This is a genomic window from Streptomyces sp. NPDC014991 (genome assembly GCF_043080665.1).
Lineage (GTDB): Bacteria > Actinomycetota > Actinomycetes > Streptomycetales > Streptomycetaceae > Streptomyces.
Genome location: NZ_JBIBVY010000012.1, coordinates 111,974 through 136,170, shown reverse-complemented (window position 1 = coordinate 136,170; position 24,197 = coordinate 111,974). Strand labels below are relative to the sequence as shown.

Sequence of the window (24,197 nt, the reverse complement as noted above, 5' to 3'; positions counted from 1 at the left end):
GAGGCGATGACCGGGCGCGGGATGGCTACCATGGGATGTCCGGAGCCTGACCGGGGGACCCGGATCGCGCACGAGGAGCCCTCTTGCCAGACGAGGCCCAGCCACTGACCGCTGCCAAGCCCGAGCCCGCCTCGGCACCCGGGGCGAAGCCCGCGCCGGACGCGTCGCAGGTGAAGAACGACGCCCGCGGGCCGGTCGAGCACGCCCAGTCCGCGCCCGTCGAGAAGAGCTCCGAGGCCTCGCGTCCCAAGCCCGCCCCCGCGGAGCGCCCGGCACAGCCGCCGGTGGTGCGCCAGCCCCCGACCCCGTCGGCCCGCACCGGCTCCTCCAATCGTGTCCGGGCCCGCCTGGCCCGCCTCGGCGTCCAGCGCGCGAACCCGTACAACCCGGTTCTCGAGCCGCTGCTGCGGATAGTGCGGAGCAACGACCCCAAGATCGAGAACTCCACGCTCCGCCAGATCGAGCGCGCCTACCAGGTCGCCGAGCGCTGGCACCGCGGCCAGAAGCGCAAGAGCGGCGACCCGTACATCACGCACCCGCTCGCCGTCACCACCATCCTGGCCGAGCTGGGCATGGACCCGGCCACGCTGATGGCCGGGCTGCTGCACGACACCGTCGAGGACACCGAGTACGGCCTCGACCAGCTGCGCCGCGACTTCGGCGACACCGTCGCCCTGCTCGTCGACGGCGTCACCAAGCTGGACAAGGTCAAGTTCGGTGAGGCCGCGCAGGCCGAGACCGTGCGCAAGATGGTCGTCGCCATGGCCAAGGACCCCCGCGTCCTGGTCATCAAGCTCGCCGACCGCCTGCACAACATGCGCACCATGCGTTACCTCAAGCGTGAGAAGCAGGAGAAGAAGGCGCGCGAGACGCTGGAGATCTACGCGCCGCTCGCCCACCGCCTCGGCATGAACACCATCAAGTGGGAGCTGGAGGACCTCGCGTTCGCGATCCTCTACCCCAAGATGTACGACGAGATCGTACGGCTGGTGGCCGAGCGGGCGCCGAAGCGTGACGAGTACCTCGCCATAGTGACCGACGAGGTCCAGGCCGACCTGCGCGCCGCCCGCATCAAGGCGACCGTCACCGGCCGCCCGAAGCACTACTACAGCGTCTACCAGAAGATGATCGTGCGGGGCCGCGACTTCGCCGAGATCTACGACCTGGTCGGCATCCGCGTCCTCGTCGACACGGTCCGCGACTGCTACGCCGCCCTCGGCACCGTCCACGCGCGATGGAACCCGGTCCCCGGCCGGTTCAAGGACTACATCGCGATGCCCAAGTTCAACATGTACCAGTCGCTGCACACGACGGTCATCGGGCCCAACGGCAAGCCGGTCGAACTCCAGATCCGCACGTTCGACATGCACCGCCGCGCCGAGTACGGCATCGCCGCGCACTGGAAGTACAAGCAGGAGGCCGTCGCCGGTGCCTCCAAGGTGCGTTCCGACGCGCCCCGCAGCACCGGCAAGGACGACCACCTCAACGACATGGCGTGGCTGCGACAGCTGCTGGACTGGCAGAAGGAGACCGAGGACCCGGGCGAGTTCCTGGAGTCCCTGCGCTTCGACCTGTCGCGCAACGAGGTCTTCGTCTTCACGCCGAAGGGCGACGTCATCGCCCTCCCGGCGGGCGCCACACCGGTCGACTTCTCCTACGCCGTCCACACCGAGGTCGGCCACCGCACCATAGGAGCGCGGGTCAACGGCCGCCTCGTACCGCTCGAGTCCACCCTGGACAACGGCGACCTGGTGGAGGTCTTCACCTCCAAGGCGGTCGGCGCCGGCCCGTCCCGTGACTGGCTCGGCTTCGTCAAGTCGCCACGGGCACGCAACAAGATCCGCGCCTGGTTCTCCAAGGAACGCCGCGACGAGGCCATCGAGCACGGCAAGGACGCCATCGTGCGGGCCATGCGCAAGCAGAACCTGCCGATCCAGCGCATCCTCACCGGCGACTCCCTCGTCACGCTCGCCCACGAGATGCGGTACTCGGACATCTCCGCGCTGTACGCGGCGATCGGCGAGGGCCATGTCTCCGCGCAGAACATCGTCCAGAAGCTGGTGCAGGCCCTGGGCGGCGAGGAGGCCGCCACCGAGGAGATCGACGAGTCGGTCCCGCCGGCGCGCGGACGCAGCCGCAAACGCCGCTCCAGCGCCGACCCGGGCGTCGTCGTCAAGGGCGTCGACGACGTGTGGGTCAAGCTGGCCCGCTGCTGCACGCCGGTCCCCGGCGACCCGATCATCGGGTTCGTCACGCGCGGCAGCGGTGTCTCGGTGCACCGCAGCGACTGTGTCAACATCGACTCGCTCTCCCGCGAGCCGGAGCGCATCCTCGACGTCGAGTGGGCCCCCACCCAGTCCTCGGTCTTCCTGGTCGCCATCCAGGTCGAGGCGCTGGACCGTTCACGCCTGCTGTCGGACGTCACCCGCGTCCTCTCCGACCAGCACGTCAACATCCTCTCCGCGGCCGTGCAGACCTCCCGTGACCGGGTCGCCACCTCCCGCTTCACCTTCGAGATGGGCGACCCCAAGCACCTCGGTCACGTCCTGAAGGCCGTCCGCGGCGTGGAGGGCGTGTACGACGTGTACCGCGTGACCTCAGGACGCAGCCGGTCGTAGCCACATGCGAAAGGGCCCCGTACGCGCGTACGGGGCCCTTTCGCGCAAGCGGCGGGGGATCAGCCGCCGAACTCCTGCAAGCCCTTCAGGGCCTGCTCCAGCAGGGCCTGGCGGCCTTCCAGCTCACGCTGCAGCTTGTCGGCCCTGGCGTTGTTGCCCTGGGCGCGCGCCTGCTCGATCTGCGCCCCCAGCTTGTCCACGGCGGCCTGGAGCTGACCCGTCAGACCCTCGGCGCGCGCGCGTGCCTCCGGGTTCGTCCGGCGCCACTCGGCCTCCTCGGCCTCCTGGATCGCCCGCTCGACGGCGTGCATCCGCCCCTCGACCTTCGGCCGCGCGTCCCGCGGGACGTGGCCGATGGCCTCCCAGCGTTCGTTGATCGAGCGGAACGCGGCCCGGGTGGCCTTCAGGTCCTGGATCGGCAGGAGCTTCTCGGCCTCCTCGGCCAGCTCCTCCTTCAGTTTCAGGTTCTCCGACTGCTCCGCGTCCCGCTCGGCGAACACCGAGCTGCGGGCCGCGAAGAAGACGTCCTGGGCGCCGCGGAAGCGGTTCCACAGGTCGTCCTCGTGCTCGCGCTGGGCGCGGCCCGCGGCCTTCCACTCCGCCATCAGCTCGCGGTAACGGGCCGCCGTCGGACCCCAGTCCGCCGAACCCGACAGCGCCTCCGCCTCGGCGACCAGCCGCTCCTTGACGCGGCGGGCCTCCTCGCGCTGCGCGTCCAGCTGCGCGAAGTGCGCCTTGCGGCGCTTGGAGAACGCCGACCGGGCGTGCGAGAAGCGGTGCCACAGCTCGTCGTCGGACTTGCGGTCCAGACGCGGCAGGCCCTTCCAGGTGTCCACCAGCGCCCGCAGCCGCTCACCGGCGGCCCGCCACTGGTCGGACTGCGCCAGCTCCTCCGCCTCGGCGACCAGCGCCTCCTTGGCATGGCGGGCCTCGTCGGACTGCTTGGCGCGCTGCGCCTTGCGCTCCTGGCGGCGCGCCTCGACGGTCTCCACCAGCTTGTCCAGCCGCGTGCGCAGTGCGTCCAGGTCGCCGACCGCGTGGTGCGCGTCCACCTGCTCGCGCAGGTGACCGATCGCGGTCTGGGCGTCCTTCGACGACAGGTCGGTGGTCCGCACCCGCTTCTCGAGGAGGCCGATCTCGACAACCAGGCCCTCGTACTTGCGCTCGAAGTAGGCAAGCGCCTCCTCGGGGGAGCCGGCCGCCCAGGAGCCGACGACCTGCTCGCCGTCGGCCGTACGCACGTACACGGTCCCCGTCTCGTCGACGCGTCCCCACGGGTCGCTGCTCACAGCGCCTCCTCCACATGATGCCTGCGGGGGGCCTCAGCACCCCCGGGCATCGTCCACAGTTTCGTCACGGCCAACATAGGCGACCGGCGGGTGACCTGTCCGCATCCAGCGCGACCGAAATTCCGCAGTCGGCCGTCCCGCGCCGCCCCGGCCGTCAGGACTTCGTCACCGTCGCCTTGTCGATCACCACGGTGGCGTTCGGGGCGGTGTTGCCGGTGCTCGGGTCGGCCGGCTGGCTGCCGGCCGCGGCGATCTTCGTGAGCACCTTCATGCCCGATGCGGACACCGTGCCGAACGGGGTGTAGCTGGGCGGCAGCGGGGTGTCCTTGTAGACGAGGAAGAACTGGCTGCCGCCGGTGTGCTTCTGTCCGGTGTTGGCCATCGCGACCGTGCCCGCCGGGTAGGTGCCGCCCTTGAGGACCTTGTCCTTCAGATTCTCGTCCGGGAGGGTGTAGCCCGGCCCGCCCATCCCCGAGCCCTGGGGGTCGCCGCACTGGAGGACGAAGATCTGCTCGGTGGTGAGCCGGTGGCACTTGGTGTGGTCGAAGTAGCCCTTGCCCGCCAGGAAGTCGAACGAGTTCACCGTGTGCGGGGCCGCCGCCGTCTTCAGCGCGATGTCGATGTCACCGCACGTCGTCGCGAGCTTCATCGAGTACTTCGCCGACGTGTCGATCGTCATCGCCGGCTCCTTCTTCCAGCTGAGCTTCTTCACCGAGCCGGCCGCCGGCTTCCCGCACGGGTCGGGCGCCTTGCTGGTGGGCGTCGCGCTCGGCGTGGTGCCGGCGTTCGCGTTCGTCTTCTTGCCGTCGTCCTTCAGGACCCCGGTCGTGTACAGCGCGACACTGCCGATCACGACCACGCCCAGGACCGACGCGATCACGGAGTTGCGCAGACGGGCCTTGCGCCGCGCCTGGGTGCGCCGCTGCTGCTGCCGCAAGAACTTCTCCCGGGCGAGCTGACGCCGCCGCTGCTCCTGGCTGACCACCGGGTTATCTCCTCATGCGTGTCGTGGCGGGCGGTACGCGTGCGTCCTCGTGAGCCGACCGCGGTGTGTAGCCCCGTACCGTATATGGGTTCGCTGAGGAAACGGCAGCGCCGGTAGGCTTCTGACCGCAGCCGAAGCACCCGTGACCGACACAACGAAGGACGATCGTGCTCATTGCCGGGTTCCCCGCCGGGGCCTGGGGGACGAACTGTTATCTCGTCGCCCCCGCCGCCGGTGCGGAGTGCGTGATCATCGACCCCGGCCACCAGGCCGCCGAAGGCGTCGCGGAAGCACTGCGCAAGCATCGGCTCAAGCCCGTCGCCGTCGTCCTCACCCACGGCCACATCGACCACGTGGCCTCCGTCGTCCCCGTCTGCGGGGCGCACGACGTACCGGCCTGGATCCACCCCGAGGACCGGTACATGATGAGCGACCCCGAGAAGGCGCTCGGCCGCTCCATCGGCATGCCGCTGATGGGAGAGCTGACCGTGGGGGAGCCGGACGACGTCAGGGAGCTGAGCGACGGCGCCACCCTCGAACTGGCGGGCCTGGAGTTCTCCGTCGCGCACGCGCCCGGCCATACCAAGGGGTCGGTGACCTTCCGGATGCCCGAGAGCGCCGACATCCCGTCGGTGTTCTTCTCCGGGGACCTGCTGTTCGCCGGCTCCATCGGACGCACCGACCTGCCGGGCGGATCCATGACGGACATGCTCGAGTCGCTGGCCCGCGTGTGCCTGCCGCTCGACGACTCCACCGTGGTGCTGTCCGGACACGGCCCCCAGACGACCATCGGCCAGGAGCGCGCCACCAATCCCCATCTGCGGCAGGTGGCGGCCGGCCAGGGAGCCTCCCCGGCCCCCCGACGAGGAATGTGACGAGAGACCCTCAGTGAGCACCTTCAAGGCCCCCAGGGGCACCTACGACCTGATCCCGCCGGACTCGGCCAGGTACCTGGCCGTCCGCGAGGCGATCGCCGCCCCGCTGCGCACCGCCGGCTACGGCTACATCGAGACGCCCGGGTTCGAGAACGTCGAGCTGTTCGCGCGCGGTGTCGGCGAGTCCACGGACATCGTGACCAAGGAGATGTACGCCTTCGAGACCAAGGGCGGCGACCGGCTCGCCCTGCGCCCCGAGGGCACCGCCTCCGTGCTGCGCGCGGCCCTGGAGGCCGGCCTGCACAAGGCGGGCAACCTCCCCGTCAAGCTCTGGTACTCCGGCTCGTACTACCGCTACGAGCGCCCCCAGAAGGGCCGTTACCGGCACTTCTCCCAGGTGGGTGCCGAGGCGCTCGGCGCGGAGGACCCGGCCGTCGACGCCGAGCTGATCATCCTGGCCGACCAGGCGTACCGCTCGCTGGGCCTGCGTGACTTCCGCATCCTGCTGAACAGCCTGGGCGACAAGGAGTGCCGCCCCGTCTACCGGACCGCGCTGCAGGAGTTCCTGTACGGCCTGGACCTGGACGAGGACACGCGCCGCCGCATCGAGATCAACCCCCTGCGGGTCCTCGACGACAAGCGCGAGTCGGTGCAGAAGCAGCTGACGGGCGCCCCGCTGCTGCGTGACTTCCTGTGCGACGCGTGCAAGGCGTACCACGAGGAGGTCCGCGAGCTGATCACCACCGCGGGCGTCTCCTTCGAGGACGACCCGAAGCTGGTGCGCGGCCTGGACTACTACACGCGCACCACCTTCGAGTTCGTGCATGACGGGCTCGGCTCGCAGTCCGCGGTGGGCGGCGGCGGCCGGTACGACGGCCTGTCCGAGATGATCGGCGGCCCCGCCCTGCCGTCCGTCGGCTGGGCCCTGGGCGTCGACCGCACGGTCCTCGCGCTGGAGGCCGAGGGAGTGCGGCTGGACCTGCCCTCCGCGACCAGCGTCTTCGCGGTCCCGCTCGGCGAGGAGGCCCGCCGGGTGCTGTTCGCCAAGGTCACCGAGTTGCGCAAGGTCGGCATCGCGGCGGACTTCGCGTACGGCGGCAAGGGCCTGAAGGGCGCCATGAAGAACGCCAACCGCTCGGGCGCCCGCTACGCCGTCGTCGCCGGCGAGCGCGACCTCGCCGAGGGCGTCGTCCAGCTGAAGGACATGGAGTCCGGTGAGCAGACGGCGATCGGCGTGAACGAGATCGTGGCCGAACTGGAGTCCCGGCTCGGTTAGGCCCTCTCGTTCGGATCATGCCGGGCTCGCGGGCCCTGGCACCGCGCCTCGCCGCGTTGTCGTCGGTTGCCATGGCTCCGCCATGGCGCCCTCCTCCGCCGTGCGATGCACGGCACCAGGACCCGCTCCCTGGTCCGGCCCGATCCGGACGAAAGACCCTAGCCGCACCCGCGCGCGTGGGCGCCGGACGCTCCTGGCAGGGGGCGTCCGGCGCCTTCGTCGTACCAGCATCCTTATGCGGAGCGAACGGTGCGCACCGCGCGCGTGCGGCACAATGGCCCCTGCCCGAAGCAGGTCCGACTCTCAAGTGACGGAATCGGCGTGATGAGCAAGACGACAGTCAACGACGTCTCCACGGCTCCCGGTCCCGGGCGCGCCGCCGACGCCCCACGCACCGTGGGCGGCAGCCGCGCCCTCGCCCTGCTGCTGGTGATCACCGGCGCGGCCGGACTGCTGGCCGCCTGGGTCATCACGATCGACAAGTTCAAGCTCCTGGAAGCCAAGGTCGAGGGCAAGACCTTTACCCCCGGGTGCAGCCTGAACCCGGTCGTCTCCTGCGGCAGCGTGATGGAGAGCAAGCAGGCCGCCGCGTTCGGCTTCCCCAACCCGATGCTCGGCCTGGTCTGCTACGGCATCGTCGTCTGCGTCGGCATGAGCCTGCTGGCCGGCGCCCGCTTCCCGCGCTGGTACTGGCTGACCCTGAACGCCGGCACGCTCTTCGGCGTGGCCTTCTGCACCTGGCTCCAGTTCCAGTCCCTGTACCGGATCAACGCCCTGTGCCTGTGGTGCTCGCTGGCCTGGGTCGCCACGATCGTCATGTTCTGGTACGTCACCTCGTTCAACGTCCGCAACGGCTTCCTGCCGGCCCCGCGCCCGCTGAAGTCCTTCTTCGGCGAGTTCACCTGGGTGCTGCCGGTCCTGCACGTCGGCATCATCGGCATGCTGGTGCTGACCCGCTGGTGGGACTTCTGGACCAGCTGACGGCGGTTCCCGCGTTGTCAGTGCCGTGTTCTAGGGTTTTGACGTGGAACCCGACCTTTTCACCGCCGCGGCGGAAGAACGCCAGGAGAAGGACCCGGCAGGCAGCCCCCTGGCCGTGCGCATGCGCCCGCGCACGCTGGACGAGGTCGTGGGCCAGCAGCATCTGCTGAAACCCGGCTCGCCGCTGCGCCGGCTGGTGGGCGAGGGCTCCGGCGGCCCCGCCGGGCCCTCCTCGGTGGTCCTGTGGGGCCCGCCCGGCACCGGCAAGACGACCCTGGCCTACGTCGTGTCGAAGGCGACCGACAAGCGGTTCGTGGAGCTGTCCGCGATCACCGCGGGTGTCAAGGAGGTCCGCGCGGTCATCGACGGTGCCCGCCGTGCCGTCGGTGGCTTCGGCAAGGAGACCGTCCTCTTCCTGGACGAGATCCACCGCTTCAGCAAGGCCCAGCAGGACTCGCTCCTGCCGGCCGTGGAGAACCGCTGGGTGACCCTGATCGCGGCCACGACGGAGAACCCGTACTTCTCGGTGATCTCCCCGCTGCTCTCCCGCTCCCTGCTCCTGACGCTGGAACCGCTCACCGACGACGACGTCCGCGGGCTGCTCCGCCGGGCCCTCGCCGACGAGCGCGGCCTGAAGAACGCCGTCGGCCTGCCCGCGGACACCGAGGAGCACCTGCTGCGGATCGCCGGCGGTGACGCCCGCCGCGCCCTGACCGCCCTGGAGGCCGCCGCCGGGGCCGCGCTGGCCCAGGGCGAGAGCGAGATCAGCCTGCGGACGCTGGAGCAGACCGTCGACCGCGCCGCGGTGAAGTACGACCGCGAAGGCGACCAGCACTACGACGTCGCCAGCGCCCTCATCAAGTCCATCCGCGGCTCCGACGTCGACGCGGCCCTGCACTACCTGGCCCGCATGATCGAGGCCGGCGAGGACCCCCGGTTCATCGCCCGCCGGCTGATGATCTCCGCCAGCGAGGACATCGGCCTCGCCGACCCGAACGCGCTGCCCGTCGCCGTCGCCGCCGCCCAGGCCGTCGCCATGATCGGTTTCCCCGAGGCCGCGCTCACCCTCAGCCACGCCACGATCGCCCTGGCCCTCGCCCCCAAGTCCAACAGCGCGACCACCGCGATCGCCGCCGCGAGGGAGGACGTACGCAAGGGTCTGGCCGGCCCGGTCCCGCCCCACCTGCGCGACGGGCACTACAAGGGCGCCGCCGACCTCGGCCACGCGCAGGGGTACGTGTACCCGCACGACCTGCCCGAGGGCATCGCCCGGCAGCAGTACGCCCCGGACGCCCTGCGGGACCGCGCGTACTACACGCCCAGCCGGCACGGCGCCGAGGCCCGGTACGCGGACGCGGTCGAGTGGACCCGCGAACACCTCGGTCGCAAGCGGCCCTGACCACCCTGTAGACTGCTCCGAAGTGCTGACTCCCGTGCCGTCAGAGCGGGAGAGCCAGCCGGAGATCCGGTCCCTCGCGGACCGGCTCCAGGAGCGTCGCGCACCGTCGAACGGTGTCGCGGGCAGCCCACCACCACCCGGAGTTCCGGGACGGTCGGTGGGCCACTCGCGTGCTGCACGTATGTGCCCAGACCAGGGAAGCGGCTGCCCGACAGGTCCCCTGCGGACCCGGCGGGTTCTCCCGGCTGCGGATGCGACCTCCCTAAACGCTGACAAGCCGGAATTTCACGAAAAGAGACACAGACAGTGGCGAACCAGTCCCGCCCCAAGGTCAAGAAGTCGCGTGCCCTCGGCATCGCTCTGACCCCGAAGGCCGTCAAGTACTTCGAGGCCCGCCCCTACCCGCCGGGTGAGCACGGCCGTGGCCGCAAGCAGAACTCGGACTACAAGGTCCGTCTGCTGGAGAAGCAGCGTCTGCGCGCGCAGTACGACGTGTCCGAGCGTCAGCTCGTCCGCGCCTACGAGCGTGCCTCCAAGGTCCAGGGCAAGACCGGTGAGGCCCTGATCATCGAGCTCGAGCGCCGTCTCGACGCGCTGGTCCTGCGTTCGGGCATCGCCCGCACGATCTACCAGGCCCGCCAGATGGTCGTCCACGGCCACATCCAGGTCAACGGCCAGAAGGTCGACAAGCCGTCCTTCCGTGTCCGCCCGGACGACGTCGTGCAGGTCCGCGACCGCTCCAAGGACAAGACGCTCTTCCAGGTCGCCCGTGAGGGTGGCTTCGCCCCCGACGGCGAGACCCCGCGCTACCTTCAGGTGAACCTCCGCGCCCTGGCCTTCCGCCTGGACCGCGAGCCGAACCGCAAGGAGATCCCGGTGATCTGCGACGAGCAGCTCGTCGTCGAGTACTACGCCCGCTGACCCCAGCCCCGGCGTAACTCTCAGCCCGCCGTCTCCCCGCCCTTCCGGGTGGGCGAGGCGGCGGGTTCGCGTTTCCCGGCCTCCCCGCGCCTCCCGTCCGTGCCACCGTCCGTGCCGCCGTCCCCGGGCACCGGCCCGCGCGGCCCCGGCAGGCCGCCCAGCGGCCGTGCCCCGCCGTGTGCCAGCGCCCGGGCCACCGCCGCCTCCCGGTCCAGCCCGGCCCCCTGCCGTACGTACGCCTCGTACCGCGTGTCGCCGAGCGCCTGCCGCGCGGACGCCTCGCACTGCTCGTGCGGGGCGTTGTAGTGCGCCGAGCCGAACAGCGGCAGCCCCACCGACGGCCACAGCCGGCCCGCCGCGCCCTGGAGCACGGCCGCCTCGGCCGCGTCGCCGCCGCTCACCGTCACCAGCGCCAGCAGCTCGATCACCAGGACACAGGCCAGCAGGTCGTGGAAGGCGTGCGCGTGGCCCAGGGAGTCCGCCAGCAGCTCCCGCGCACCGTCGCTGTCCCCGTCGCGCCAGGCGGCGTACGCCAGCACGTAGAGGGCGTACGACCGCGCCCACCGCTCCCCGTGGTCCTCGCACACCCGGCGCACGTCCTCGCACAGGCGCACCGCGTCCGGCAGGTCCCCCTGGAACGCCCGGGTCATCGCCAGTTCCACCTGACCCATCAGCACGTTGCTGTTCAGCTCGCCGATCTCCTCGTAGCGGGCCAGCGCCGACCGCAGCAGCGTCTCCGCGCGGGCCATGTCGTCCGTGACCAGGGCCAGACAGCCGGTGCGGTGCTCCGCGTACGCCAGAGCCGTCGGGTCGGCAGTCCGTTCCGCCTGCTCCCGGCACGTTCGGAGGGCCTTCAGCGCGGGCACGGCGTCGCCCTGGAGGACCGCCACGTAACCGAGCACCCACAGTGCCTTCAGCCGGGACCGCGCGTACCCCGACTCCAGTTCCACGCTGCGCTCCAGCCAGCGCCGCCCCTCCGCGAGCCGCCCGCAGCCCACCCAGCAGAACCACAGCGAGCCCGCCAGGTACTGGCCGAGATGCGCGTCCTGCGGGTCGGCCAGGGAGACGTCCAGCGCGGCCCGCAGATTGGGCAGCTCGACGTCCACCCGCGCGGCCACCTCCCGCTGCCGGGGCGAGAACCAGTCCAGCTCGCACATGGTGGCGAGACCGAGGTACCAGTCGCGGTGCCGCCGCCGCAGCCGCTCCGCGTCCCCGGTCGCCTCCAGCCAGTCGGCGCCGTAGGCGCGGACGGTGTCCAGCATCTCGTAGCGGGGCCCCGCCGGGGTCTCCTCGCGGGAGACGACCGACTGGGTGAGCAGTTCCGACAGCACGTCCAGGACGTCCTCGGCGGCCAGCCCGTCCCCGCTGCACACGTACTCGGCCGCCTCCAGGTCGAAGGTCCCGGCGAACACCGACAGCCGCGCCCACAGCAGCCGCTCGGCGGGCGTGCACAGCTCGTGACTCCAGCCGATCGCCGTGCGCAGCGTCTGGTGCCGGGGGAGCGCGTCGCGGCCGCCGCCGGTCAGCAACCGGAACCGGTCGTCCAGACGCTGGAGCAGCTGCGCGGGGGACAGCGCCCGCAGCCGTCCCGCCGCCAGCTCGAGCGCCAGCGGGATCCCGTCCAGCCGGCGGCACAGCTCCCGCACCTCCGTGCCGTCGGCCACCGTGAGGCCCTGCTCGCGTGCCCGGTCCGTGAACAGCTCCACCGCCTCGTCCTCGCTGAGCGGGGGCAGCGGGAACAGCCGCTCGCCCGTCAGGCCCAGCGGGCGCCGGCCCACGGCCAGCACCCCGAGCCGCGGCAGCTTCCGAAGCAGCTCCGCCACCAGCTCGGCGCTGGCCGGCGCCAGGTGCTCGAACCCGTCCAGCACCAGGAGCATCCGCCGGCCGGCCAGGTGTTCCAGCAGCGTCTCGCAGGGCAGGCGGCTGGTCCGGCCGGTGAGGCCCAGCGCCTCCATGACCGCGTACTCCACGAACTGCGGATCGCGGACGGCCGCCAGGTCCACCCGCGCCCAGCCCGCGCCCCCGGGCGCGGCACCGGCGGCCCAGCGCGCCGCCGCGCGCACAGCCAGCCGCGACTTGCCGATGCCGCCCGTGCCGGTCACGGTCACCAGCCGGGCCTGGCCGAGCGCCGACGTCAGTTCGGCCAGTTCGGCGGAGCGCCCGACGAAGGCGGTGAGTTCGAGGGGCGGATCGCCGTCCGCCCAGGGGACGGGGGCCTGAGCATCTCGCATGGGACACGGAGCGTACTGAAGTGTGTTCACTCCGTACAATCGCTTCCCGTGACTCCACCGTCGGCGCCCGCCGGATGCGGTGCGGAGCCCTGGCCCCGGCGCGATAGGCTCGGGGCACTGCTTTTTCATGGTTCCGATGTTCAGAGCACGTTTCAGGGAGCGGGTGCGCACAGTGTCCGGTGGAGAGGTGGCCGGGATTCTGGTGGCCGTCTTCTGGGCGATCCTGGTCTCCTTCCTCGCCGTGGCACTGGCGAGGCTGGCCCAGACGCTCAAGGCGACCACCAAGCTCGTGGCGGACGTGACCGACCAGGCGGTCCCGCTGCTGGCCGACGCCTCCCAGGCGGTGCGCTCCGCGCAGACGCAGATCGACCGGGTCGACGCGATCGCCTCGGACGTCCAGGAAGTCACGTCCAACGCCTCCGCGCTGTCCACCACCGTCGCCTCCACCTTCGGCGGCCCGCTGGTCAAGGTCGCGGCCTTCGGCTACGGCGTCCGCCGGGCGCTGGGCGGCCGCAAGGAGGACGCGCCCGCCGCGCCGCCCCGGAGTGCCGTCATCGTCGGCCGGACGGTGCCGGCCGCACGGCGGAGCAGGCGGAACCGCGGAAACACCGAAAAGTAGGAGAGCCGGTCAGATGTTCCGCCGTACGTTCTGGTTCACCACGGGTGCCGCCGCCGGTGTGTGGGCCACCACCAAGGTCAACCGCAAGCTCAGGCAGCTGACCCCGGAGAGCCTGGCCGTCACCGCGGCGAACAAGGCTCTGGAGACCGGTCAGCGGCTGAAGGACCGCGCGGTCGGTTTCGCGCTCGACGTGCGCGACAACATGGCGCGGCGCGAGGCCGAACTGGGGGAGGCGCTGGGCATCGACGCGGCCCCCGGACCGGCCGCCCCCCGGCGGTACGCCGCCATCGAGAACGACCGCAGCAACCCGAAGTACATCGAGAACCCGACGTACACGCACAACCGGAATGAGGACTACTGATGGAGTCGGCCGAGATTCGCCGCCGCTGGCTGAGCTTCTTCGAGGAGCGCGGGCACACCGTCGTCCCTTCGGCGTCGCTCATCGCGGACGACCCGACTCTGCTCCTCGTTCCCGCCGGCATGGTCCCCTTCAAGCCCTACTTCCTGGGTGAGGTCAAGCCTCCCTTCAGCCGCGCCACCAGCGTGCAGAAGTGCGTGCGCACGCCGGACATCGAAGAGGTCGGCAAGACCACGCGGCACGGCACGTTCTTCCAGATGTGCGGCAACTTCTCCTTCGGCGACTACTTCAAGGAAGGCGCCATCGAACTCGCCTGGGAGCTGCTCACCAGCTCCCAGGACAAGGGCGGTTACGGCCTCGACCCCGAGCGTCTGTGGATCACCGTCTACCAGGAGGACGACGAGGCCGAGCGCATCTGGCACGAGGTCGTCGGCGTGCCCAAGGAGCGCATCCAGCGCCTGGGCATGAAGGACAACTACTGGTCGATGGGCGTCCCCGGCCCCTGCGGCCCCTGCTCCGAGATCAACTACGACCGCGGCCCCGAGTTCGGCGCCGAGGGCGGCCCCGCCGTCAACGACGAGCGGTACGTGGAGATCTGGAACCTCGTCTTCATGCAGTACGAGCGGGGCGAGGGCATCGGCAAGGACAACTTCGAGATCCTCGGGGACCTGCCGAGCAAGAACATCGACACGGGCCTCGGCCTGGAGCGGCTCGCCATGATCCTCCAGGGCGTGCGGAACATGTACGAGATCGACACGTCGATGGCCGTCATCGAGAAGGCCACCGAGCTGACCGGTGTCCGCTACGGCGACACCCAGGCCTCCGACGTCTCCCTCCGTGTCGTCACCGACCACATGCGCACCGCCACCATGCTCATCGGCGACGGCGTCACGCCGGGCAACGAGGGCCGCGGTTACGTGCTGCGCCGCATCATGCGCCGCGCCATCCGCAACATGCGCCTGCTGGGCGCCACCGGCCCGGTCGTCCACGACCTGATCGACGTCGTGATCCGCATGATGGGTCAGCAGTACCCCGAACTGGTCACCGACCGCGAGCGCATCGAGAAGGTCGCCGTCGCCGAGGAGAACGCCTTCCTCAAGACGCTGAAGGCCGGCACCAACATCCTCGACACCGCCGTCACCGAGACCAGGCAGTCCGGCGGCACGGTCCTCTCCGGCGACAAGGCCTTCCTGCTCCACGACACCTGGGGCTTCCCCATCGACCTCACCCTGGAGATGGCCGCCGAGCAGGGCCTCTCGGTGGACGAGGACGGCTTCCGCCGCCTGATGAAGGAGCAGCGGGAGCGCGCCAAGGCCGACGCCCAGGCCAAGAAGACCGGCCACGCCGACATGGGCGCCTACCGTGAGATCGCCGACTCCGCCGGTGCCACCGACTTCATCGGCTACACCGACACCGAGAGCGAGACCACGATCGTGGGCCTCCTCGTCGACGGCGTCTCCTCGCCGGCCGCCACCGAGGGCGACGAGGTCGAGGTCGTCCTGGACCGCACCCCCTTCTACGCCGAGGGCGGCGGCCAGATCGGTGACACCGGCCGCATCAGGGTCGACTCCGGTGCCGTGATCGAGGTCCGCGACTGCCAGAAGCCGGTCCCCGGCGTGTACGTCCACAAGGGCGTCGTCCTGGTCGGGGAGGTCACCGTCGGCGCCAAGGCCCACGCCTCGATCGACTCGCGCCGCCGCAAGGCCATCGCCCGCGCCCACTCGGCCACCCACCTGACCCACCAGGCGCTGCGGGACGCCCTCGGCCCCACGGCCGCCCAGGCCGGTTCCGAGAACCAGCCCGGCCGTTTCCGCTTCGACTTCGGCTCCCCCTCCGCCGTCCCGACGGCCGTGATGACCGACGTCGAGCAGAAGATCAACGAGGTCCTCGCCCGCGACCTCGACGTGCACGCCGAGGTCATGGGCATCGACGAGGCCAAGAAGCAGGGCGCCATCGCCGAGTTCGGCGAGAAGTACGGCGAGCGGGTCCGCGTGGTGACCATCGGCGACTTCTCCAAGGAGCTGTGCGGCGGCACGCACGTGCACAACACCGCCCAGCTGGGCCTGGTGAAGCTGCTCGGCGAATCCTCCATCGGCTCGGGCGTCCGACGTATCGAGGCCCTCGTCGGTGTGGACGCCTACCACTTCCTCGCCCGCGAGCACACGGTCGTCGCCCAGCTCCAGGAGCTGGTCAAGGGCCGCCCGGAGGAGCTGCCGGAGAAGGTCTCCGCCATGCTCGGCAAGCTGAAGGACGCCGAGAAGGAGATCGAGCGGTTCCGCGCCGAGAAGGTGCTCCAGGCGGCCGCCGGTCTCGCCGAGTCCGCCACGGACGTGCGCGGCGTCGCGGTCGTCACCGGCCGGGTCCCGGACGGCACCACCCCGGACGACCTGCGCAGGCTCGTCCTGGACGTGCGCGGCCGGATCCAGGGCGGTCGGGCCGCCGTGGTCGCCCTGTTCACCGTCAGCAACGGCAAGCCGCTGACGGTCATCGCCACCAACGAGGCCGCCCGCGAGCGCGGCCTGAAGGCCGGTGACCTGGTCCGGACCGCCGCCAAGACCCTCGGCGGCGGCGGTGGCGGCAAGCCGGACGTCGCCCAGGGCGGCGGCCAGAACCCGGCCGCCGTCGGTGAGGCCGTCGAGGCCGTCGAGCGGCTCGTCGCCGAGACCGCCAAGTAGGGAACGGCCATCACGATGCGCAGAGGACGCCGGCTCGCGATCGACGTCGGGGATGCCCGGATCGGGGTCGCCTCGTGCGACCCCGACGGGATCCTCGCCACCCCGGTGGAGACCGTCCCCGGCCGGGACGTCCCCGCCGCCCACCGCCGGTTGCGTCAGCTGGTGGAGGAGTACGAACCGATCGAGGTCGTCGTCGGTCTCCCTCGCTCCCTCAAGGGGGGCGAGGGCCCGGCCGCGGTCAAGGTGCGCGCCTTCGCCCAGGAGCTGGCCGGCGGCATCAGGCCGGTGCCGGTGCGCCTGGTGGATGAGCGGATGACGACCGTGACGGCCAGTCAGGGGCTGCGCGCCTCGGGCGTGAGGTCGAAGAAGGGCCGCGCGGTCATCGACCAGGCGGCCGCGGTCATCATTCTGCAGCAGGCCCTGGAATCCGAACGGGTGTCAGGCAGCGCACCCGGCGAAGGCGTCGAAGTGGTCATCTGATCGCGATACGGTAACGTTCCGCGCGATGCGCCGGTGTTCGAACAGCCGGCGCACAGCAAGAGGCGGAGCGGACACCGGCCCACCAGCCGCGTGACCGCCGGCCTCGCGGCTCTAGGGGATCGATGACTGAGTATGGCCGGGGCCCAGGCTCCGAACCGTGGCATCCGCAGGACCCGTTGTACGGGGACGGCGGATGGGAAGGACAGCAGGCCGAGCAGGGTCAGCAGTCCCCCTACGGCGGCCGGCCGCAGCACCATCCGCAGGAGTCGCGGTACGGCGGCTGGAGCCAGGAACAGCAGCCCGGTCCCGCCGCACAGCAGCACCCGTACGACCAGGGACAGGGCGGCCCCGGCTACGACGAGGACTACGCCGGGCACGCCCAGCAGCCGTTCCAGCAGGGCGGATGGGATGCCGCCGGCACCCACGGCCAGGTGCCGTACGCCGCCGACCCGGGCGACCCGTACGGCCAGCAGCCCATGGCGTACGGCGGGGAACAGCCCGACTTCTACGGCACGGACGAGGCCTATCCGCCGCCGGTGCCGCCCAGCCGCAGACACCCCGAGCCGGAGCCGGAGGCGCCGGCCGAGGCGGAGCACGCCGTCCTCGCGGGCGGCGGCGGTGACGCGGACGACGACGGCGAGGAACACGAGCTGCGGACCCGCCGCGAGCGGCGCGGCAAGAAACCCGTCAAGAGCAAGAAGGGCCGTACCGGCTGCGCCTGCATGGTGGTCGTCCTGGTGTTCGGCGGCGGCCTCGGCGGGGTCGGCTACTTCGGCTACAAGTTCTACCAGAACCGTTTCGGCGCGGCCCCCGACTACGCGGGCAGCGGGAACGGTCACCAGGTCACGGTCGAGATCCCCAAGAACGCCGGCGGCTGGGAGATCGGCCAGAAGCTGAAAGAGGCGGACGTCGTCGAGAGCGCCGCCGCGTTCGTCTCCGCCCTCCAGGCCAACCCGCAGGGCAAGTCGATCCAGGACGGTGTCTACACGCTGCAGAAGCAGATGTCCGCCGCGAGCGCGGTGGAACTGATGCTCAGTCCCAAGAGCCGCAGCAACCTGATCATCGCCGAGGGTCTGCGCAACACGGCCGTCTACGCACTGGTCGACAAGCGTCTCGGAGTGGCGGCCGGCACCACGGCGCGGGTCGCGAAGAAGGAGTACAAGCACCTCGGGCTGCCTGGCTGGGCGCTGAACCACCCGTATCTGAAGGACCCGCTGGAAGGCTTCCTCTACCCCTCCAGCTACGCCGTCACCAAGGGCCAGAAACCCGAGGCCGTCCTGAAGAAGATGGTGTCGCAGGCCACCGCCAAGTTCCAGGAGCTGGGCGTGGAGAGCCGGGCCAGGTCGCTCGGCCTGGACAGCCCGTGGCAGCTGCTGACCGTGGCGAGCCTGGCGCAGGCCGAGGGCACGAGCCACGACGACTTCCGCAAGATGGCCGAGGTCGTCTACAACCGCCTCGAGCCGGACAACCCGCAGACCTACGGCCGGCTGGAGTTCGACTCCACCTACAACTATGTGAAGAACCAGTCGAAGATCGACCTCAGCATCGCCGAGCTGCGTAAGTACGACAACCCCTACAACACGTACTTCTCCAAGGGTCTGCCGCCGGGTCCCATCGACAACCCCGGCGAGGAAGCACTCAGAGGAGCGCTCGATCCGACCGACGACGGCTGGTACTACTTCATCTCGATGGACGGCAAGACCAGCAAGTTCACCAAGACACTCGAGGACCACGAGAAACTCGTCAACGAGTGGAACGCGTCGAGAAAGAAGAACTGACGGCGGGACGGATCTTCCGGGCTCACGCGACGGAGAACGCGGCCCGGGCGGGGGGTGCACACCCCCCACGCGAGGCTCAAGGACAGGTTTTCATGACATCAAGGGCAGTCGACGGCCGCCGGGCCGCCGTGCTCGGTTCGCCCATCGCCCACTCCCTCTCCCCGGTGCTGCACCGCGCCGCCTACGACGCGCTCGGACTCACCGGCTGGTCCTACGACAGCTTCGAGGTCGACGAGGCCGCCCTGCCCGGCTTCCTGGACCGGCTCGGACCGGAGTGGGCCGGGCTGTCGCTGACCATGCCGCTGAAACGGGCGGTCATCGCTCTGGCCGACGAGATCAGCGAGACCGCCGCCGCCGTCGACGCGGTCAACACCCTCGTCCTCACCGAGGACGGCCGCCGGATCGGCGACAACACCGACATCCCGGGCATGGTGGCCGCCCTGCGCGAGCACGGCATCGAGCAGGTCGACTCCGCCGCGATCCTCGGCGCCGGCGCCACCGCGTCCTCCGCGCTCGCCGCGCTGGCCCGCGTCTGCACCGGCGAGGTCGTCGCCTACGTCCGCAGCGCGGCCCGCGCCGCCGAGATGCGGCAGTGGGGCGAGCGGCTGGACGTGGAGGTCCGTACGGCCGACTGGGCGGATGCCGCCGAGGCGCTGCGCGCCCCGCTGGTGATCGCCACCACGCCCGCCGGTACGACCGACGCCCTCGCCGTCGCCGTACCCGAGCGCCCCGCCACCCTCTTCGACGTGCTGTACGAGCCCTGGCCCACCGAGCTGGCGGCCCGCTGGTCCATGTTCGGCGGCGCCGTGGTCAGCGGCCTCGATCTGCTGGTGCACCAGGCCGTCCTCCAGGTCGAGCAGATGACCGGGCGGGCGCCGGCCCCGGTGGGGGCCATGCGCCGCGCCGGCGAGCAGGCGCTCGCCGCCCGCTGAGGCCCCCGCGGACGTCCGTCCTGTGGACCGGAGGCCGCCGCGCCCCCCGGACGTGGGAGGATCGGGGGTGGCGTACCGGAATCGCGCACCCGGTCGCGCCGTCGCCGTACGCGCCTACTCGCGTACGCCGGGCAGTACCGGGCGCGAACACTGAGGAGCATCGTTGAGCAGGCTGCGTTGGCTGACCGCGGGCGAGTCGCACGGTCCCGCACTTGTCGCGACGCTGGAGGGCCTTCCCGCCGGCGTGCCGATCACCACGGAGATGGTGGCGGATCACCTTGCGCGGCGCCGGCTCGGCTATGGCCGCGGTGCGCGGATGAAGTTCGAGCGGGACGAGGTCACCTTCCTGGGCGGGGTCCGGCACGGCCTGACCCTCGGCTCCCCGGTCGCGGTCATGGTGGGCAACACCGAGTGGCCGAAGTGGGAGCAGGTCATGGCGGCCGACCCGGTCGACCCCGAGGTGCTGGGCGGCCTGGCCCGCAACGCACCGCTGACCCGCCCGCGCCCCGGCCACGCCGACCTCGCCGGCATGCAGAAGTACGGCTTCGACGAGGCCCGCCCGATCCTGGAGCGCGCCTCCGCCCGTGAGACCGCCGCCCGGGTGGCACTCGGCGCGGTCGCCCGGTCGTACCTGAAGGAGACGGCCGGCATCGAGATCGTCTCCCACGTCGTGGAACTCGCCGCGGCCAAGGCCCCGTACGGCGTGCACCCCACTCCGGCCGACGTCGAGAAGCTCGACGCCGACCCGGTGCGCTGCCTGGACGCCGACGCCTCGAAGGCGATGGTCGCGGAGATCGACCAGGCCCACAAGGACGGCGACACGCTCGGCGGCGTGGTGGAGGTACTGGCCTACGGCGTGCCGGTCGGCCTCGGCTCGCACGTGCACTGGGACCGGCGCCTGGACGCCCGCCTGGCCGCCGCACTCATGGGCATCCAGGCGATCAAGGGCGTCGAGGTCGGCGACGGCTTCGGGCTGGCCCGGGTGCCCGGCTCCCAGGCGCACGACGAGATCGTCACCACCCCCGAGGGCATCCGCCGCTCCACCGGCCGTTCCGGCGGCACCGAGGGCGGTCTCACCACCGGTGAGCTGCTGCGCGTCCGCGCGGCCATGAAGCCGATCGCGACCGTGCCCCGGGCACTGCGGACGGTGGACGTCGTCACCGGTGAGGCCACCCAGGCCCACCACCAGCGGTCCGACGTCTGCGCGGTCCCGGCCGCCGGCATCGTCGCCGAGGCCATGGTCGCGCTCGTCCTCGCCGACGCGGTCGCCGAGAAGTTCGGTGGCGACTCCGTCCCCGAGACCCGCCGCAACGTGCAGTCCTACCTCGACAACCTCGCGATCCGGTGAGTGCCGTGCCAGCGGTCGTCCTGATCGGACCGATGGGCGTCGGCAAGTCCACCGTCGGCCGTCTCCTCGCCGAGCGCCTCGGGGCCGGATACCGGGACACCGACGAGGACATCGTCGCCGCCGAGGGCCGCGCCATCGCCGAGATCTTCGTGGACGAGGGTGAGGACGCCTTCCGGACGATCGAGAAGCGGGCGGTGCGGACCGCGCTCGCCGAGCACGAGGGCGTCGTCGCGCTCGGCGGCGGTGCCGTCCTCGACCCGGACACCCGCGCGTTGCTCGCCGGGCACCGGGTGATCTACCTCTCGATGGAGGTCGAGGAGGCGGTCAGGCGCACCGGGCTCAACGTGGCCCGCCCGCTGCTCGCGGTCAACCCGCGCAAGCAGTGGCGCGAGCTGATGGAGGCGCGGCGGCACCTGTACGAGGAGGTCGCCACCGCCGTGGTGCCCACGGACGGCCGCACCCCCGAAGAGGTCACGCAAGCAGCGCTGGACGCACTGGAGTTGAAACAAGCATGAGCGAGGCAGTCACCCGGATCCAGGTCGCGGGCACCGCGGGCACCGACCCGTACGAGGTGCTCGTCGGCCGGCAACTGCTGGGCGAGCTGCCCGGGTTGATCGGTGAGCGGGCCAAGAGGGTCGCGGTGATCCACCCGGAGTCGCTGGCCGAGACCGGCGACACCCTCCGCGCCGACCTGGCCGGTCAGGGGTACGAGGCCGTCGCCATCCAGGTGCCCAACGCGGAGGAGGCCAAGACCGCCGAGGTCGCCGCCTACTGCTGGAAGGCGCTCGGCCAGTCCGGCTTCACCCGCACCGACGCCATCGTCGGCGTCGGCGGCGGCTCGACCACGGACCTGGCCGGCTTCGTCGCCGCGACCTGGCTGCGCGGGGTGCGCTGGATCGCCGTCCCGACCACCGTGCTGGCCATGGTGGACGCGGCGGTCGGCGGCAAGACCGGGATCAACACGGCCGAGGGCAAGAACCTGGTCGGCGCCTTCCACCCGCCGGCCGGTGTGCTCTGCGACCTGGCCGCGCTGGACTCCCTCCCGGTCCACGACTACGTCTCCGGACTGGCCGAGGTCATCAAGGCCGGGTTCATCGCCGACCCGGTGATCCTGGACCTGATCGAGGCCGACCCCGAGGCCGCCCGGACCCCGGAGGGCCCGCACACGGCCGAGCTGATCGAGCGGTCGATCCGGGTCAAGGCGGAGGTCGTCTCCTCGGACCTGAAGGAGTCCGGTCCGCGGGAGATCCTGAACTACGGTCACACGCTCGGCCACGCCATCGAGAAGAACGAGCGCTACAAGTGGCGGCACGGCGCCGCGGTCGCCGTCGGCATGCACTTCGCCGCCGAACTCGGCCGCCTGGCGGGCCGCCTGGACGACGCGACGGCCGACCGCCACCGCGCCATCCTGGAATCCGTCGGCCTGCCGCTGCACTACCGCTACGACCAGTGGCCCAAGCTGCTGGAGACGATGAAGGTGGACAAGAAGTCCCGCGGCGACCTGCTGCGCTTCGTCGTGCTGGACGGCCTGGCCCGGCCGACCCTGCTGGAGGGCCCGGACCCCGCCGTCCTGCTCGCCGCCTACGGCGAGGTCGGCCAGTAGGTCCCACACCGCTCCCGGCGCCCTGCGCACTGCGTTCCGGTGCCCGGGCCGGCACGCGCGTTCCGGCGGTGCCCGCTTCTTCCCCGCCGGACCGGGCACTCCGGGCCGCCCCCGGTCGTTTCACCGAACGGCCGGGGACGGTACCGTTCGGTGGCGAGCGGGGGCGCACCCTCGCTGCCGGCGCCGATCACCTGTAGCGAGTGCGCTTCGGGGGCGTGTCGACACCGACTCGGACGCCTCGGCGGCGAACGAGCCAAGACGACGAGACGGAGTGGCAACGGATGCAGCACGCAGTCGGGTCTCCGCTGCCGCCGCCCCACCGGCCGGGGCAGGGACCGCACGCCGGCTGGGCGTCGGCCGCACACCACCCGGGGCCGCCCCCGGGCGCCTCCCAGGGGCCCGCCCCCGTCCCCCCGCCGGGCTTCCCCGTCCCGCCCGGTCCGCCGCCGCAGGCGCCGCAGCCGCCCCCGGCCGGCTCCGCCCCGGTGCCGCCGGCGCCCCCGCCGCACGTGCCCCCTCAGCCCGCTCCCGGGCCGCCGCCGGCCCCCGATACCACCGGGCACGTGCCGCTGCCACCCGGCGGCCCGGTCGGCGTGCCGTCGGCGCCGCCCGCCACGGTCACGGTCCCCGACCCGGCGTCCACCACCCTCGCCGTCCTCCTCATCGGTCCGGCGGGCGCGGGCAAGACCAGCGTCGCCAAGTACTGGGCGGACCACCGCCGCGTCCCCACGGCCCACATCAGCCTGGACGACGTCCGCGAATGGGTCCGCTCCGGCTTCGCCGACCCCCAGTCCGGCTGGAACGACAACTCCGAGGCGCAGTACCGCCTGGCCCGCCGCACCTGCGGCTTCGCCGCCCGGAACTTCCTCGCCAACGGCATCTCCTGCATCCTGGACGACGCCGTGTTCCCGGACCGCCCGGTCGTGGGCCTCGGCGGCTGGAAGCGGCACGTGGGTCCCGGCCTGCTCCCGGTCGTTCTCCTGCCGGGTCTGGACATCGTCCTGGAGCGCAACGCCGAACGCAGCGGCAACCGCCGCCTCACCGACGAGGAGGTGGCCCGCATCCACGGCCGCATGGCCGGCTGGTACGGCTCGGGCCTGCCGATCATCGACAACTCCCAGCTGGACGTCCCCGCGACGGCCCGTGTCCTGGACGAGGTCCTGGCGAGAGCCGTAGCGAGCCCGCCGAGCTGGTGAACGGGGGTGGGGCACCCCCGAGGAGCGCGTAAACCCCGCACGAGCCCCCGGGCCCCCCGGGCACAGCGCCGCGCCGCGGAGGCGAGGGCACGGGACCCCGGGTTACCAGGGCACGGGCCCCCCGGGCACAGCGTCGCGCCGCGGAGGCGAGGGCACGGGACCCCGGGTCACCAGGGCACGGGCCCCCGGGCACAGCGCCGCGCCGCGGAGGCGAGGGCACGGGACCCCGGGTCACCAGGGCACGGGCCCCCCGGGCGCAGCGCCGCACCGCGGAGGCGAGGGCACGGGACCCCGGGTCACCAGGGCACGGGCCCCCCGGGCGCAGCGCCGCGCCGCGGAGGCGAGGGCACGGGACCCCGGGCACCCCGAATCGGGAACCCGGGCACCAGGGGACCGGGCCCCCGGCACCGTCCGCCGGGGCACCAAGGAGCCGCCGCCCCGGGCAACCACAGACCGTTCGTCCCGGGGCCCGACGAAGCCGCGTCGCGTCCCGGTGCCTCACGGAGCCGCACCCCGGGCACCTCGGCACCGCCTCAGGGACCGAACAAAATCGCACCCCGGGGCATCCGCAGCACCGCGTACCCGGCACCGCGGACCCCCGCCACCCACGGCCGCCGTCCCCACTCGGCCCTT

General features: G+C 71.9%; 19 protein-coding genes. 16 read left to right on the top strand and 3 right to left on the bottom strand.

The features are described from left to right. Window positions 1–83: 83 nt before the first annotated feature. On the top strand, window positions 84–2,618 hold the full coding sequence (locus tag ACF1BE_RS20255; protein ID WP_392200425.1) for a RelA/SpoT family protein: 2,535 nt from the start codon (window positions 84–86) through the stop codon (window positions 2,616–2,618). Between the two features lie 59 nt (window positions 2,619–2,677). On the opposite strand, the gene ACF1BE_RS20250 is transcribed toward ACF1BE_RS20255, so the two are convergent. Both ACF1BE_RS20250 and ACF1BE_RS20245 read right to left on the bottom strand, forming a co-directional pair. Next, on the bottom strand, window positions 2,678–3,907 hold the full coding sequence (locus tag ACF1BE_RS20250; RefSeq protein WP_392200424.1) for a DUF349 domain-containing protein: 1,230 nt from the start codon (window positions 3,905–3,907) through the stop codon (window positions 2,678–2,680). 154 nt (window positions 3,908–4,061) lie between these two features. Then, a complete protein-coding gene (locus ACF1BE_RS20245; RefSeq protein ID WP_392200423.1) occupies window positions 4,062–4,892 on the bottom strand; it encodes a peptidylprolyl isomerase in 831 nt (276 codons plus the stop codon). Between the two features lie 167 nt (window positions 4,893–5,059). Here ACF1BE_RS20245 and ACF1BE_RS20240 point away from each other — a divergent pair, with 167 nt between their 5' ends. The 5 genes from ACF1BE_RS20240 to rpsD all read left to right on the top strand — a co-directional run bounded on the left by ACF1BE_RS20240 (window position 5,060) and on the right by rpsD (window position 10,344). Further along, complete coding sequence (locus tag ACF1BE_RS20240; protein ID WP_356944229.1) at window positions 5,060–5,767, top strand: MBL fold metallo-hydrolase; 708 nt, start codon at window positions 5,060–5,062, stop codon at window positions 5,765–5,767. 13 nt (window positions 5,768–5,780) lie between these two features. Continuing rightward, entirely contained in the window at window positions 5,781–7,043 is a 1,263-nt protein-coding gene (gene hisS, locus ACF1BE_RS20235) for a histidine--tRNA ligase (RefSeq protein WP_392200422.1), read from the top strand. 324 nt (window positions 7,044–7,367) lie between these two features. After that, window positions 7,368–8,024, top strand: a complete 657-nt coding sequence (locus ACF1BE_RS20230) for a vitamin K epoxide reductase family protein (protein WP_392200421.1) — start codon at window positions 7,368–7,370, stop codon at window positions 8,022–8,024. Window positions 8,025–8,067: 43 nt separating this feature from the next. Next, window positions 8,068–9,423: a replication-associated recombination protein A gene (locus ACF1BE_RS20225; protein WP_392200420.1), complete on the top strand. Its 1,356-nt coding sequence runs from the start codon at window positions 8,068–8,070 to the stop codon at window positions 9,421–9,423. Window positions 9,424–9,729: 306 nt separating this feature from the next. Beyond that, entirely contained in the window at window positions 9,730–10,344 is a 615-nt protein-coding gene (gene rpsD, locus ACF1BE_RS20220; protein ID WP_121789752.1) for a 30S ribosomal protein S4, read from the top strand. A gap of 20 nt (window positions 10,345–10,364) precedes the next feature. On the opposite strand, the gene ACF1BE_RS20215 is transcribed toward rpsD, so the two are convergent. Continuing rightward, a complete protein-coding gene (locus ACF1BE_RS20215) occupies window positions 10,365–12,575 on the bottom strand; it encodes an ATP-binding protein (protein WP_392200419.1) in 2,211 nt (736 codons plus the stop codon). 136 nt (window positions 12,576–12,711) lie between these two features. On the opposite strand from ACF1BE_RS20215, the gene ACF1BE_RS20210 reads away from it, so the two are divergent. The 10 genes from ACF1BE_RS20210 (at window position 12,712) to ACF1BE_RS20165 (ending at window position 23,564) form a co-directional block, all read left to right on the top strand. Further along, window positions 12,712–13,194 carry a DUF948 domain-containing protein gene (locus tag ACF1BE_RS20210; RefSeq protein ID WP_392200418.1) on the top strand — a complete coding sequence of 161 codons (483 nt, stop codon included), beginning with the start codon at window positions 12,712–12,714 and terminating at the stop codon, window positions 13,192–13,194. 13 nt (window positions 13,195–13,207) lie between these two features. Continuing rightward, window positions 13,208–13,555, top strand: coding sequence for a hypothetical protein (locus ACF1BE_RS20205; RefSeq protein WP_392200417.1), 348 nt, complete (start codon window positions 13,208–13,210; stop codon window positions 13,553–13,555). After that, the gene (gene alaS / locus ACF1BE_RS20200) at window positions 13,555–16,227 is read left to right on the top strand and encodes an alanine--tRNA ligase (protein WP_392200416.1); all 2,673 of its coding nucleotides are present in this window, start codon (window positions 13,555–13,557) and stop codon (window positions 16,225–16,227) included. Before ACF1BE_RS20205 ends, alaS begins: the two co-directional genes overlap by 1 nt. A gap of 15 nt (window positions 16,228–16,242) precedes the next feature. Continuing rightward, window positions 16,243–16,707, top strand: coding sequence for a Holliday junction resolvase RuvX (gene ruvX, locus ACF1BE_RS20195; protein ID WP_392200415.1), 465 nt, complete (start codon window positions 16,243–16,245; stop codon window positions 16,705–16,707). Between the two features lie 122 nt (window positions 16,708–16,829). Continuing rightward, window positions 16,830–18,485, top strand: coding sequence for an endolytic transglycosylase MltG (gene mltG, locus ACF1BE_RS20190; protein ID WP_392200414.1), 1,656 nt, complete (start codon window positions 16,830–16,832; stop codon window positions 18,483–18,485). Between the two features lie 92 nt (window positions 18,486–18,577). Next, on the top strand, window positions 18,578–19,417 hold the full coding sequence (locus ACF1BE_RS20185; RefSeq protein ID WP_392200413.1) for a shikimate dehydrogenase: 840 nt from the start codon (window positions 18,578–18,580) through the stop codon (window positions 19,415–19,417). Window positions 19,418–19,580: 163 nt separating this feature from the next. Continuing rightward, complete coding sequence (gene aroC, locus ACF1BE_RS20180) at window positions 19,581–20,765, top strand: chorismate synthase (protein ID WP_392200412.1); 1,185 nt, start codon at window positions 19,581–19,583, stop codon at window positions 20,763–20,765. A gap of 32 nt (window positions 20,766–20,797) precedes the next feature. Further along, window positions 20,798–21,280, top strand: a complete 483-nt coding sequence (locus ACF1BE_RS20175) for a shikimate kinase (protein ID WP_392200512.1) — start codon at window positions 20,798–20,800, stop codon at window positions 21,278–21,280. Beyond that, window positions 21,277–22,368, top strand: coding sequence for a 3-dehydroquinate synthase (aroB, locus tag ACF1BE_RS20170; protein ID WP_392200411.1), 1,092 nt, complete (start codon window positions 21,277–21,279; stop codon window positions 22,366–22,368). The genes ACF1BE_RS20175 and aroB overlap by 4 nt, the downstream gene beginning before the upstream one ends. Window positions 22,369–22,649: 281 nt before the next feature. Next, window positions 22,650–23,564: a Pro-rich N-terminal domain-containing protein gene (locus ACF1BE_RS20165; protein WP_392200410.1), complete on the top strand. Its 915-nt coding sequence runs from the start codon at window positions 22,650–22,652 to the stop codon at window positions 23,562–23,564. Window positions 23,565–24,197 lie beyond the last annotated feature (633 nt).